This window comes from Acetobacter malorum (genome assembly GCF_002153605.1).
GTDB classification, from domain to species: domain Bacteria; phylum Pseudomonadota; class Alphaproteobacteria; order Acetobacterales; family Acetobacteraceae; genus Acetobacter; species Acetobacter malorum_A.
This window is the reverse complement of the sequence record NZ_JOPG01000005.1, coordinates 131,227-144,840: the sequence shown is the minus strand read 5'-3', so window position 1 is coordinate 144,840 and position 13,614 is coordinate 131,227. Positions and strand designations below refer to the sequence as shown.

Below are 13,614 nucleotides of genomic sequence, written 5' to 3'. Positions count from 1 at the left end.
TGTGCTACGCCTCGTTTCCAATTTTACGCCTTTTGCCTCTGTCTGGCAGGCCTCTTTCCCTGCCAGTCTCTTTTACGCTGTTCTGACAGCCCGCCACCCGGAGACACCCCTCTGACATGCTGAGCCCTGAACTCGGACATTATGCGCTGGCCCTCGCCTGCATCCTTGCCGCCGCGCAGGGCATTCTGCCTCTTATCGGCGCGCAACGGCGCGACAGACGGGTGATGATGCTCGCGCCGGGGCTGGCCGTGGGGCAGCTTCTGGCGTTGCTGACGGCCTTCCTCTGTCTGGTCTATGCCGCTGTTACGGATGATTTCTCAGTCCAGAACATTGCGGCCAACAGCGCGGTCTCCAAACCGCTGCTGTATAAAATCACCGGCGTGTGGGGCAATCATGAAGGCTCCATTTTGCTCTGGGCGCTTATTCTGGGCATCTGCGGGGCAGCCGTTGCCGCTTTCGGGCGCAACCTGCCGTCCGCTCTGCGCGCACGGGTGATTGCCGTTCTGGGCGCTGTAGCTGCCGGGTTTGAGCTGTTCTGTCTGACCACGTCAGACCCGTTCGCCCGCGTCTGGCCCGCCCCGATGGATGGGCAGGGCATGAACCCGCTGTTGCAGGACCCCGGCCTCGCCTTCCATCCGCCCATTCTCTACACCGGCTATGTCGGGTTTGCGGTGCCATTTGCTTTTGCCATTGCCGCCCTGATTGAAGGCCGCGTGGACGCCGCATGGGGCCGTTGGGTGCGCCCGTGGGCGGTGGCCGCATGGTGTTTCCTCACCTGCGGTATCGCTCTGGGGTCATGGTGGTCCTATTACGTGCTGGGCTGGGGCGGTTACTGGTTCTGGGACCCGGTGGAAAACGCCTCCCTCATCCCCTGGCTGACTGGCACGGCGCTGATCCATTCCGCCATTGTGGTGGAAAAGCGCGAGAGCCTGAAAATCTGGACCGTTCTGCTGGCTATTGCCACGTTCTCGTTCTCACTTTCCGGCACGTTCCTTGTGCGCTCCGGCATTCTGAACTCCGTGCATGCGTTCGCGAATGACCCGGCCCGCGGCATCTTTATTCTCGGCCTGCTGGCGGTGGTGATCGGTGGCTCTCTGGCCCTGTTCGCTTATCGCGCGCCTACGCTGACGGCGGGCGGCCTGTTCGCCCCCATCTCGCGAGAAGGGGCGCTGGTGCTCAACAACATCCTGTTGTGCTCCCTGTGCGCCGTGGTGCTGACAGGCACCATGTATCCGCCGTTCATGTCCCTGCTGTTTGACCGCACCATTTCCGTCGGCAAGCCATTCTTTGATGCCACGACCATTCCGCTGGCCATCCCGCTGTTCATCTTCATGGGCTTTGGCCCCATGCTGCCGTGGAAGCGCGCCCAGCTCTGGCCGGTGCTGCAACGGCTGTGGATTGCCGCCATTTTGGCCGCTGTGGCCTTTGCCGTCGCGACCTTCGGCATGTCCGGCATTCTGCCTATCCTGTGCAGCGCGCTGGCGGTGTGGGTGATTGCGGCGTCGGTGCTGGATATCACGGAGCGTGTGCGCCTGTTCCGCATGCCGCTCTCCGGCAGCCTCCAGCGTGCCCGCATGCTGCCCCGCTCCATTTTTGGCACCGCCATTGCCCATGCGGGTGTGGGTGTGACCATTCTGGGGCTGGCTGCCATGTCTCAGGCCCAGCATAAGATTGTGGAAGTCCCGGTTGGCACTACCGAGCATCTGGCCGGGTATGACTGGACGCTGACCAACGTGACGCAGGAACCGGGGCCGAACTATTCCGCTATGGTTGCAACCCTTGAGGTGCGGCATAACGGCAAGATCGTGACCATCATGCATCCGTCCAAACGCAGCTTTAACAGCCAGAACCAGACGACGACGGAAGTCTCCATTCATACCAATCTGCTGGCTGACCTGTATGGCGTGCTGGGCGACAAACACGGCACGGACGCCGCCCCCACCTATGTGCTGCGCCTGCACTATAACCCGCTGGCCCCGTGGATGTGGCTGGGTGCGCTGATTATGGCGATTGGCGGCGTGCTTTCCCTTTCCGACCGGCGCATGCGCGTGGGTGCCCCACGTCGCGCCAAATCTTCCCCCAATACGGTGACGGCAGCATGAGCAACCCTCCTGAAAACATGACGCGCCGGCGGCTGCTGATGGCCGCCCCTCTGGCCGGAGCGGCGATTGTGGGTGTGGGCTTCTGGAAGATGCTGTCCGGCATGCAGCACGGCTCCTTCAACCCGCATGACATCAACGCGCCGGTGCTCAATCGCCCGGTGCCGGATTTCAGTGTGCCGGATCAGGCGCCCGGTCAGGGCTTCAGTGCGCAGGATCTGCGGGCACTCACACAGCCGGTTCTGGTCAATTTCTTTGCCTCATGGTGCATTCCCTGCCTTGAAGAAATGCCCACCCTGATGGGCCTGAAAGATGACCTGACGATGTGGGGCATTGCCTATAAGGACCGCCCGGAGAACGCAGCCGGGTTCCTCAAGCATTCCGGCAACCCGTTCACCCGGTTGGGCAGTGACCGCGATGGCCGTGTGGGGATCGACTGGGGTATTTCCGGGGTGCCGGAAACTTTCCTGATCGGCCCCGGCGGCATTATCCGCTGGCACAGCGCCGCTCCGCTTGATGTGGACACCATCCGCGGCACACTGGTGCCCCTGCTGGAAAGCCTGAAAAAATCATGATGCTGCGCCGCCTGTCCGCCCTGTTTCTGGGCTGCGCCCTGCTGCTGGCTCCGGTTCTGGTTCTGGCCGTGGATGACCCGTCCGAAATGCTGCCCAACCCGCAGGAAGAAGCACGGGCCGAGACCATTGGCTCCCAGCTCCGCTGTCTGGTCTGCCAGAATGAATCTATTGAGGACAGTAGCGCCGGGCTGGCACGGGACCTCCGCCGCGTGGTGCGGGAACATGTTGCTAAAGGCGAGAGTAACCGCCAGATCATGGACTGGATGGTAAACCGTTACGGCAACTTCATCCGCCTTAGCCCACCGCTTTCCATTGGCACATTGCTGCTATGGAGCATGCCGGTTCTGGCCCTGCTTCTGGGACTGACCACTGCATTTTTCGCCTATCGCCGCCGCAATGCGGCCCCCGCTGCCCCCCCGCCGCTGACAGCGGAAGAAAAGGCCCGTCTGGCCGACCTGACGAAGGACTGAGCGCATGATCTGGCTTTCCATTGTGCTGTTAAGCTGTCTGGCTCTGGCTCCGGCGGCCCTCCCCCTGTGGCGGCGCACGCGGCAGGTGCGGGATGAACGGAGTGCGGCACTCTCGCTGCATGAAGCCCAGCTTTCTGAAATTGACCGCGATCTGGATATTGGCCTGATTGCCCCGGCTGAGCATGACATTGCCCGGCTGGAAATCCAGCGCCGCATTCTGGTGGCCGACACCGCCCCCACCCATGCGGACGATGCCATTCCCCCCGTAGCCGTATGGAGCACACTGGGGCTGATCCCCCTCGCAGCAGTTGGCCTCTATCTGACCAACGGTGTGCCCTCCCTGCCCGCGCAGCCGCTCGGCCCGCGTCTGGTCGCGCAGCATGAACAGAATACGCGCGGTGATGCCGTGGTCCAGCGCCTGAAAGCCACACTGGCCATGATCCCCGCAGGCGACCCCAACCTGCGTCAGGGCTACCTGCTGCTTGGACAGGCCGAAGCGACCCGCGAACATTATGCGGAAGCCGCCGAGGCGTGGAACCACGCCCTCTCCCTCGGCTTTGACGCAGAAGTTGCCGCCCGCACCGGCGAGGCCCTGACCCGCGCTGCCAGCCACGTGACCCCGCAGGCACTCGACCTGTTCCGCAAAGCGCTGGACGCCGCCCCCAAAGATGCCCCATGGCGCGGCGCCATTCAGGCCCGCATTGCTGAGGGCGAACATGAGCAGGATAATCCGTGAGACTGCTCTAAACGGGGAAATGGAATAGCGGCGATCATTGTATGATGATGCAAAGCCGCATTCATTTAGCCTGATATTCTGAAAAACGTTCAAAAATTCAGAGCAATATCAATACAGGGGCCTGGAGCAGGAAAGTCCTTATGATTTCGTTCAGGCCCATGCAGGAAAACGAATTTTCTCTTTATACTGAGTATTTTATAGCCGATTACGCGCGCGAGATCTCAGAAAATTATGGTTTGCCGCTTGCAGACTCTCTGGAGCAGGCGAAGAAAACGATAGAGACCAGCTTTCCTCAAGGTGCTCAGACCGAAGGCGAAGCTCTTCTGTGCATTGTAAAAGTCCGGAAAATTATCGGTTATATCTGGTACCGTCCTGACCCCACCGGCACATCAGTCTATATTTATGATTTTCATATTCTCCCCGACCAACAGGGGCAGGGTTATGGAAAACAAGCGTTAAAAACGCTGGAAGAAAATCTGAGCCAACAAGGTTTCAAACAAATCAAACTGCGCGTCGCAGCCGACAACATCCGTGCTCAACATGTCTATGAAGCAAACGGATTTCGTGTGACCGGCCTCAACATGAATAAGACTATCTAAAAACAGATCATCATCTTATTCATGCTGAGATTTGAAGCTAAATATTAAAATAGCCCTCCGAGCACAAAAACCTTAGATTACAAGACATTTTTGGTGCCCGCTTTTCATAGTTCCAGCCGTCAAACAGAATAGCGTAACGAATGTGGCCATTCCCGGAAAATAACGGGCTTGTCGTGTTCTCTTTACCTTCATACAGTCAAAGTAATTTCCGACATCAGGCCGATAGAATGACAATGATGCAGCATGATTTTCTGAAAACCGATCTGGCAAGTGCAAGACTGGTTTTAGTCGAAATGGGCCGGCTTGAGCGCCAGTTGACCAGCTGGATGGCGGAAATGATCAAAATCGACGCCAACATTTTTGAAAGACTACAAACCGCCTGGGTAGAACGGTACCGCACGGATATCAGTCATCATTACGGCATTACTCAGCAGCCGTTACTCGATAATATTTCCAAAAATCATATGCCGCTGGAAGCCTGTATGATGACGGATCTCCTGAATATCGGCTCTCTTCCCGTCCCTCCGGAGTGGTTCCGCCGATACGCAAGTCAGGAAGTCAGTCACACACTCGGTTTCGCAACCTCAAAACTTTACGCCACGTCATCACGACTATCTGCAACAGCCCCGCTTTATGCCCCCAAAAGCGGGATGCTAGAATATTTACGGTCATTCAAAAGCTCACGAACAAGCTTGCCTGACGAAAAATGGTTTGAGCAGGCTCTCAAGGATTATGACGATACGTTCCGTGACTTTCCAAGTCTTTATTGGCTGGCCCGCGAGATCGCACTCCGGGAAAGTCCGGAAACGCCGCTCGATCTCATGGATGGCCGACTAGAGTTCTGGCAGGTACCAGACAAGCCGCGACCCTCACAAAAAATCTTAGCCCGGTTTTTGGCAAAACTCGCAGAACCAAACGGGCAGCGTGAGCTGGATTTTGCACGATGCTTTCTGCACGAACATCGTCAATTTTCTCTCTTACACAGAACGTACTTTGGCTTACTCGGAACTCTACCCCTCTATCGCGCCGCCATCCTCCCGCGCTTTGTCGCGCTCTTGAATCTGATGCTGACAAAAGCGGGTTCTCCCTCCAAAGCTGCCGAGATTATTCTCCACACCCCCCAGCCTTACAGCTTCCGTTATGGTCGCCCGCAGGATTCCGGAATCATGCGCCTTGGCAAAATCGGTCCTCTGCGCACCAAATTTCCGTCCACCCCAAAACATGTGAAAAAACCATCCCCCTACGGATGCACCCTGACAGAATCTGAAGTTTCGGAACATATTGCCACTGGTTGCCTTTGGATGATCGCAGCCGCCCGACAGCCCTCTGATCTTGACTGGCTGCTAGAGCACAGCGCCTCTGCACTGCAAAATGAAGCCGTCGCGGACTTCAACCGCCTTGTGAGCACAATTGGTGAAATTGGCACGGCTGAAGGTGTTCGCGGTTTGGTGCGTCTGCGGTCAAAATTACGGCACGCGACCATGCTGTCGCATCTCAACGCAACGCTTGCGCTCACTACTGCCGCCATGGGGCTGACCACGGTCGAGGCAGAGGAACTTGTTGCGCAGGATTATGGTCTGGATACACACCACCGACGTAAAGAGGCTTTGACGGATGATTTTGCCGTCGTTCTGAGCATCACCGGCTCCGGGCAGGCGACAATCCATTATGAGGATAGAAACGGGACGGTTTCCAATAAACTTCCGGCTTCTGTGCGCAACGCGACAGGCTGCGAAACACTATTACGCAACGCACGGTCTGACGCCAAACAGCTTTCAGCAGATATGTCCACTCATCGCCAAAGGCTGGAAGGCTCCTGGCTGACAGGGCAGACATGGTCATGGAAGGCGTTTGAAGAACGCTGGCTCCGCCACCCCGTTCTTGGGTGGCTGGCACGCCGGATGATCTGGATGGTTGCCGAACCTGATGGAACCATAAAAACCTGCCTGATCCGTGATGACGGCACGCTCTGCGGCCCGGATGGAAAGAAAATACCGTCTCTCCCGCCGGAAGCCCTTCTCAGCCTCTGGCACCCCCTGCATTCAAAAGACCAGAAAACCATCACGCAGTGGCGCGCAACGCTTGAACAGCTGAACGTGACACAGCCCATTCGTCAGGCGTGGCGGGAAACCTACACAATCACGCAAGCCGAACAGGAAAGCTCACCAGCCTCGTATCGTTACGCACGCCGCATTCTCAGTCAGGCGCAGGTTGTTGAAGTCGGGCGGCAAAAGCAATGGCGCATCCGCACACTGACAGGCCATCTGCCTTCCAGTGAGAGCGCCCCCTGGTCACTCAGGATACCCGCCCATGGCATTTATGCAGACTTACGGACTGGCGGCGTTGGAGAGCACTTCACGCCTGACGGGTCTCTGGTCTTTAGCTATGTCATGACGGACAGAATCCGGTTTTGCGTCCTGCAGGATGAGGGAGACTGGCAGTATGACGGCGGCCGTAAACTGAAAGAGACGACAACCCCCGTGCGCCTGGGCAGCGTTGACCCCATCGTCTTTTCAGAAGTGATGCGCGATGTTGATCTTATGGTCAGCGTTGCAGCCCGCAACATCGCGTTCGATCCGGACACGCTCTTGTCCATCCCTGACCTTGCGGAATGGCGACGCCACGATGGACTGGGTGACATTCAATGTTCCACAGAGCCGCATTTTGGGAACCTCGCCCAAAGCCGCAAAGAGATTATCGAGAGCCTCTTACCCGAACTCGGAGCAGGAGACGCCGTCACGCTCGAAAAACGGCATGTTCTGGTTAAAGGCAAACGGTATCAGTACCGCATCCATCTGGGCAGCGGAGACGTCATGGTCATCCCGCAGCAGCGGCAGATCGTCATTCCCGATAAGAAGACGACTGCAGCCCAAAACAAACTCTCTGACTACCAGCCGTTGCATGATGATGAACGGCTGAACTCAATCCTGCAAAAAATCACCATGCTGCTGCGGGATGACCGGATCCGGGATCAGACCATACTGGACCAGCTCAATGCCCTCGATGGCTCCGGAACATAGAGAGACCTCTTACAGCGCGTCCTCCGTCGGCCCGCCAGACAGCACGCCTTCCCACTTGGCGGAAATGGCCGCGGCGTAGCCATTGCCGAGCACGTTGGTGGCGGTGCGGGCCATGTCGAGGAAGTGGTCGATGCCGAGGATCAGGGTGATCCCGGCTTCCGGCAGACCGAACTGCGGCAGCACAGCCACCAGTGTCACGATGGACGCGCGCGGCACACCGGCAATGCCTTTGCTGCTCAGCATCATGACCAGAACCATGGTGAACTGCTGCATGGCGGACAGGTGGATGTCATACACCTGCGCGATAAAGAGCGCGCCAAAGCTCTGGAACAGGATGGAGCCGTCCAGATTAAAGCTGTAGCCCAACGGCAGCACAAAGCCGCTGATACGGGTCGGCACGCCAAAATTTTCCAGCTTTTCGAGCAGCAGCGGATACACGGATTCACTGCTGGCTGTGGCGTAGCCGAGAATAAGCGGCTGAATAAGCTCACGAATCAGGTCTTTAATCCGCGGCCCCAGCACCAGAAACGCCAGTGTGGTCAGCACAATCCAGAGCACCAGAATGGTGCTGTAGAACTCAACCAGAAAACGGCTGTACTGGATCAGCATCCCGCCGCCACTATGCGCAATGCTGCCCATAACGGAGCCGAACACGGCCATGGGGGCCAGCAGCATGACCATGTCGGTCATCCGCAGCATGATGTGCCCCAGTTCTTCCGTCCAGCCCAGCATGGTCTTTCCGGCTTTCCCCGCGGCAGGCAGAGCCAGACCAAACAGCACGGAAAACACCACAATCTGTAGGATGTCGTTGCGTGACATGGCGTCCAGAACGCTGGTCGGCACGATATGCAGCAGGAAATCAACCGGCTGGAACGGGTGCTTCAGGCTGGCGAGATCTTCCACGGCTGGCGGCACAAACCCTGCACCCGGCTGGAAGATATTCCCGGCCAGAAGGCCGATAAGCAGCGAGACAAAAGACATACTGATGAACCACAGCAGAATTTTGCCGCCGATACGGAAAACCTGACTGTCATCACCCAGCTTGCCAATCCCGCTCACCAGCGTGGCAAAAACCAGTGGGGCGATCACCATCTTGATCAGCCGGAGGAAGATCCCCGTCATCAGGGTGGCGGCCTGCTCGGCAAAATGAATGACCGCGGGTGAGAGCGTGTGAATAAAAAGCCCGCTCAGCACCCCCAGAACAAGGGCTATCAGAATGGCATAAGTCCGCCGTCTGGTGTTGACCGGCTGCGTCCCAATGGCCATTGCGTTGTTCCCTGTTCTGATTTCTTGCCACTATTTTGCCGGTTTCTACGCTACTGGCGGCAATATTTGAAGACCAGACGGCCCTCAAATCATGAATTCTTCCCCACAAAGCAGACTCCATGAAATAGATAAACAATCGTAACAACAAAGTTTCGATATTGAAGTGTAACGAAATAAAATTTCCCTAACGCCCGCAGAAAACTCAGAGTCTTTCAATAATTCCGGTAAAATCTTTTGTGAAATCTTTCGTCCATTCTTGATTTCAGGTGCGTTTGCTGGCCTTCTCCGGTCAAAGCTGAAAAAAATAGGGCGCTTTTTAAGGTTATGGTCAGACTATCGTTTTCTCTGTGCTCCCGGTCTTTATACGCGGTGCTGGTCGGATCATCCCTTGTAAGCCTCTCCTCCCGCACAGCGCATGCTGCCCAGTGGTACACCGGCTCCTTGGTCTCACCATCCGGCGCAAAATCTCATGCCGGGGACCTTGGAGTTGAGCCTTATTATACTTACAGCCAGCCGGTGGGCACGTTTGCATCCAACGGCACCAGTCACCCACTCCACCCACGGCAGCAGACCTTCAGCAACTCCACCTTGTGGAAATACGGCATTACGGATGACATCAGCATCCAGACCCATACCGTCGTCAGCTATGGGTGGAAGCACACTGCCGGGCATGCGCATGGCCCCCAGTTTGGGGATTTCCCGGTCGATTTGATCTGGCGGTTTCTCCACCCAAATCCCAAACGATTTATCCCCGATCTCAATCTGTTTGCCGGTGTTGTCATGCCAACCGGTGCGTATTCCCGCCTGCGCAGCACACAGGATGGCACAGGGACAGGAGCTTACGTCTTTCGCGTCGCTGTCACCTCGCAATCTACCTACACCCTGCCCGGCAACCACGCCCTCCGCCTGCGTGTCTGGAACTGGTGGCGGCATGCTCTCACCAGCGCGCGCCTGCATGACACAACCACCTATGGCACCACACAAGGGTTCCATGGCACGGGGCGGCCGGGCATGAGCGGCCAGACCGGGTTTTCTCTGGAATACGGCATCAATCAGCGCTGGGTTCTGGCCATGGACCTGGCGCGGGACTGGGCCAACGGCTCCCACCTGAAAGGGTGGACTGCTGCGGGCACGCGCGTGAACAAAATCAGCGCGGCCTCAACAGACTGGCAGATTGCTCCGGCGGTTGAATATAACTGGAACCCACGCTGGGGCGTCATTGCAGGAGCTGCGGTCTACTACGCCGGGCATAATACGGGCATTAAGGTCGCCCCGCAATTTGCCGTAAACGCAGTGTTTTAATCAGCTGTTGCCGGCTTCCTGCAACGGGGTCCGTGCCCAGATATCTTCCCGCGCGCGGCGTTGCGGCGGCCGGGGCTGGCAGGAGATGAAATATAGCCCAACCACAAACACGATGTTGGAGAGGGCATTAAACCACATCGGGAGTTGGAACGGGGCTGGCGCGTCATACGCCTGATACAGCACATATGCCGTAAACGGGATAGACACCAGCCGCACCCCCACCAGCATATAGCGCAGCGGGTTGGGCCTGCCGGGCTGCACCAGCACGCGCATACGGTTCAGGCCGATAAAGAATGTCACGCACAGGCCCCAGACCAGCACGTTGAACATCATGTTGGTGATGTCTTCCATCCCGCCAATGACGAACACGGCGATAATGGACACAGCAGAAAACAGAAGAGAGCCAAGCTGGCAGCTCATGCCAACTTCCAGCGCTGGCATGCGCTCGGGCAGCCTGTCTGCAAGCGGCTGACAAAGGTCATCCAGCAGCCAGCTATCAACACGTGTGATGCGCTCACCAAGGTTCATGCGGGCATCATAACGGATTGTCGGGCCGGATGCACCTTTCAATCGTGCAAGTTTGCCATCCTGGTGGCAAAGCCCCGCACCCGGCGCAGAGACTGACCGGGTGCGGGGGAAAGCCTCAGGCTTCTTTTGTTGCTTCGGCAGGAGCCGGCAGCGTGCCTTCCGGCGTCTTTTTGTCCACGGCCTGCGGCAGGAAGTGGGCCAGCGTGGTCAGAACGGCATCAGCCGGCAGGCCGGTGCGCTGCACCAGATCATGCACGGTGCTGCTGCCCAGAATATCGCGGATTTCATCAGCAGTTGCCGGAACGTTAGAACCCTGACTGATCCATGACCGGACCTTGTCACCCAGACCGGCCTGATCAGCCTGCGTCAGAATGCTCTGGAGCGTTTCAGGCTGGAGCAGTTTCTGGAGCTGCTGCTGCATTTCCCCCTGAAGACTGACGCCAAGTGCGCCTTCCACTTTACCAACAAGGTTCTGAATGAAATCGGACATGTAAAGCCTCTCTGCTTTTCCATTAAGCCTGTGTGTAAGTCTTACACTGTTCCAGGCGGGCATCAGTTAAGATCATCATGGACCAAATAGCAGTCATGTGCGAGATCAATAACTGCCTTTCTTATCATCCCGGCACCCCACTGAGATGGACCGATAGCTGATATGCGTCTGACACCTCAAGGAAAATTCAGGGAATCGGGCTACTTTGAAAGTCTGAAACGCTTCAAACAGCCGCAGCCGAAAAAGTAGCACCTTTGCCCAGTCTCCCCGTCTTCCTTCTCGACCGCATCGGCCCATTGCGCCATCTGCGCCCGCTGCGCCGCCCCGGCGAGCAGCAGAGTGGCCGGCTGCGCTGGCTGTTTGCCCCCTCCCTTCCTGCGCTTGGCTTTGCCGTGCGCACCACCGCTGCGGCCCTGATCGCCCTGATCATCGCCTTGTGGATGGAGCTGGATGACCCGCAATGGGCGGCCATGACCGTCTGGATTGTGGCGCAGGGGTCTCGCGGGGAAAGTATTTCCAAAGCGAAATGGCGACTGGTCGGCACAGCCATTGGCGTGGTGATGTCCATCACGCTGATTTCCGCCTTTATCCAGCAGGCGTGGCTGTTCTTCCCCGCGCTCGGAATCTGGGTGGGGCTGTGCTGTACGCTGGCAACGCTGGTCCGTAACTTCCGGTCTTACGCGCTCGTTCTGGCAGGCTATACCTGCGCTATCATTGCCATTGGGGCCATTCCCAACCCGGCCAACGTGTTCATGACCGCCATGTCCCGCGCCACGTATATTGTGCTGGGCATTACGTGTGAGAGCGTTCTGGCGGGGCTGTTTGCCCATAATCTGGCTGCCACGGCCCGCCGGAACATTCGGGACAAACTGCGCACGGCACTCGGGAATGTCTCAGGCTCCGTCTCCAGCCTGCTCTCTGGGGATGATGAGGCGCTTATACGTTCCCGCGCCATGTTCGGTCCCATTCTGTCTATTAATGACCAGATTGAATTCTCAGAAGTGGAAATGGGCCCGCACGGGCATGAGGGCGACCACGCCCGGGCGGCACTCGCTGCTGTTTCCGTGCTGCTTTCCCGCGGTCTGGGCATGGCGGTGCGGCTGCAATATGTGGATACGGACCAGCCTGTTTTCCGCGCCACGGCAGCCAGAGTCAGCGCTTTTCTGAATGAACTGCCTCCCCAGCTGGAGAATGACGATACAGTCCGGCATCTGCTGGAAAACCTGCGTCTGCTCCGTGGAGAATGCCGGCAGCAGATTGTAGATGCGCTGACGACAGAAATCAGCATGCAGCAGGTCCGTGTGCAGGATAATCCGGAAATTCAGGCGCTGCTGGATGGCCGTATTCTGCACAATGCGCTGGATGAATTGCTGGGTGAGCTGGAACAGGCCATCCGGGAATATGACGCCAGCCAGCACTTTATCCGTGGAGACCATTTCCACTTCCGCCTCCAGTCCCATGTGGACAAGCGCGAGGCCATGTATAACGGCATCCGCGCGGCAGTCGCCATTACCAGTGCGGGTCTCGTGTGGGAGGTTACCGCATGGTCTGCGGGCCTCGGCTTTATTACCTTTGTCGCCATTGTCTGCGGGCTGTTCGCCACGCGTGAAAACCCTGTTGTGGCCACCACACAGTTCATGGTGGGCAGCCTCTGGGCGGCCCTTGTCTCGTTCTTTCTTGTGTTTGTGGTGCTCCCCACACAGGAAAATTACGAAATGCTGGTCGCCTCCCTCGCCCTGCCCATGATTGCAGGCGGGCTAGCCAGCCGAAACGCTGGCACGGCGCTACATGCCGCGGCCTATACCCTGCTGCTGCCCAACTTTGTGCACCCGTTCAATCAGGGGCGTGAAAACGAAATCGCCTGGTTCAACACCACCGCCGCTATTCTGCTGGGGGTGGCGTTTGCCGTCATCATGTTCCGGGCAGTCATGCCATTCAGCAGTGCGGCGGAACGCTGGCGCATGCGCCGCACGTTGCTGCGTGACCTGCGCACACTGGCGTCTGCCGAACCCATTCCGCTTAACCAGAACTGGATTGGCCGCAACATTGACCGCTTTGCCCGGCTGATCCGCCACGCTGGTCCCACGCCCTCCCCCACCATTGAGGGGTGCCTGCAGGGCACGCTGGCTGCCATGACCATCGGCCTGAACATCATCCGCCTGCGCAACCTGCTTGAGCGTAACCAGATTCCTCCTTCCGCCCGCAGACCGATTGAAGTCGTGATGCGCCGCATGAGCCGCTTTACCGGTAAATATGGCCGCACGGCGCAGAGCGCGCGCCTTGCCACCAATACCCTCCGCCGTATTGAGGCCATGGAACCCAACATCACCACCCGCATCGAGCTAACCCGCGCCATTGCCTATCTGATCGTCGTCTCGCACGAACTGGATGCCAACGCCGTGTTCCTTGATGCCTCCAAGCCCTACAAGGCGGTGTAAACGGGCGCGCATTTTACCCCATTTTGAAAATCAATTTTAATATGTACCGGACCTTCACGTTCATGTTATAACATGAGGCTGGAGGAATAAT

11 protein-coding genes are annotated in these 13,614 nt (G+C 57.8%); 8 read left to right on the top strand and 3 right to left on the bottom strand.

Annotated elements, in window-relative coordinates:
* Nucleotides 1–116 precede the first annotated feature (116 nt).
* From HK23_RS02420 to HK23_RS02395, 6 genes are all read left to right on the top strand, one after another.
* Nucleotides 117–2,102, top strand: a complete 1,986-nt coding sequence (locus HK23_RS02420; protein WP_043552192.1) for a heme lyase CcmF/NrfE family subunit — start codon at nucleotides 117–119, stop codon at nucleotides 2,100–2,102.
* Nucleotides 2,099–2,674: a DsbE family thiol:disulfide interchange protein gene (locus tag HK23_RS02415; RefSeq protein ID WP_086652740.1), complete on the top strand. Its 576-nt coding sequence runs from the start codon at nucleotides 2,099–2,101 to the stop codon at nucleotides 2,672–2,674. The genes HK23_RS02420 and HK23_RS02415 overlap by 4 nt, the downstream gene beginning before the upstream one ends.
* On the top strand, nucleotides 2,668–3,144 hold the full coding sequence (locus HK23_RS02410) for a cytochrome c-type biogenesis protein (protein ID WP_179193773.1): 477 nt from the start codon (nucleotides 2,668–2,670) through the stop codon (nucleotides 3,142–3,144). Before HK23_RS02415 ends, HK23_RS02410 begins: the two co-directional genes overlap by 7 nt.
* A 4-nt stretch (nucleotides 3,145–3,148) precedes the next feature.
* On the top strand, nucleotides 3,149–3,880 hold the full coding sequence (gene ccmI / locus HK23_RS02405; RefSeq protein ID WP_086652738.1) for a c-type cytochrome biogenesis protein CcmI: 732 nt from the start codon (nucleotides 3,149–3,151) through the stop codon (nucleotides 3,878–3,880).
* Nucleotides 3,881–4,020: 140 nt separating this feature from the next.
* A complete protein-coding gene (locus HK23_RS02400; protein ID WP_086652737.1) occupies nucleotides 4,021–4,479 on the top strand; it encodes a GNAT family N-acetyltransferase in 459 nt (152 codons plus the stop codon).
* A gap of 227 nt (nucleotides 4,480–4,706) precedes the next feature.
* Nucleotides 4,707–7,499, top strand: a complete 2,793-nt coding sequence (locus HK23_RS02395) for a DUF4132 domain-containing protein (protein WP_256940024.1) — start codon at nucleotides 4,707–4,709, stop codon at nucleotides 7,497–7,499.
* A 9-nt stretch (nucleotides 7,500–7,508) separates the two neighbouring features.
* Here the strand turns inward: HK23_RS02395 and HK23_RS02390 are convergent, their stop codons facing one another.
* On the bottom strand, nucleotides 7,509–8,765 hold the full coding sequence (locus HK23_RS02390; RefSeq protein ID WP_086652736.1) for a dicarboxylate/amino acid:cation symporter: 1,257 nt from the start codon (nucleotides 8,763–8,765) through the stop codon (nucleotides 7,509–7,511).
* A gap of 324 nt (nucleotides 8,766–9,089) precedes the next feature.
* Here HK23_RS02390 and HK23_RS02385 point away from each other — a divergent pair, with 324 nt between their 5' ends.
* Nucleotides 9,090–10,067, top strand: a complete 978-nt coding sequence (locus HK23_RS02385) for a hypothetical protein (RefSeq protein WP_256940023.1) — start codon at nucleotides 9,090–9,092, stop codon at nucleotides 10,065–10,067.
* On the opposite strand, the gene HK23_RS02380 is transcribed toward HK23_RS02385, so the two are convergent.
* Together HK23_RS02380 and HK23_RS02375 are read right to left on the bottom strand one after the other, a co-directional pair.
* The gene (locus HK23_RS02380; RefSeq protein ID WP_086652827.1) at nucleotides 10,068–10,595 is read right to left on the bottom strand and encodes a hypothetical protein; all 528 of its coding nucleotides are present in this window, start codon (nucleotides 10,593–10,595) and stop codon (nucleotides 10,068–10,070) included.
* A gap of 115 nt (nucleotides 10,596–10,710) precedes the next feature.
* Complete coding sequence (locus HK23_RS02375; protein ID WP_063908055.1) at nucleotides 10,711–11,085, bottom strand: YidB family protein; 375 nt, start codon at nucleotides 11,083–11,085, stop codon at nucleotides 10,711–10,713.
* A 254-nt stretch (nucleotides 11,086–11,339) separates the two neighbouring features.
* Between HK23_RS02375 and HK23_RS02370 the strand changes: the two genes are divergently transcribed.
* Nucleotides 11,340–13,523 (top strand): FUSC family protein, encoded by a 2,184-nt coding sequence (locus tag HK23_RS02370; RefSeq protein WP_063908054.1) that lies wholly within the window; start codon nucleotides 11,340–11,342, stop codon nucleotides 13,521–13,523.
* Nucleotides 13,524–13,614: the final 91 nt, after the last annotated feature.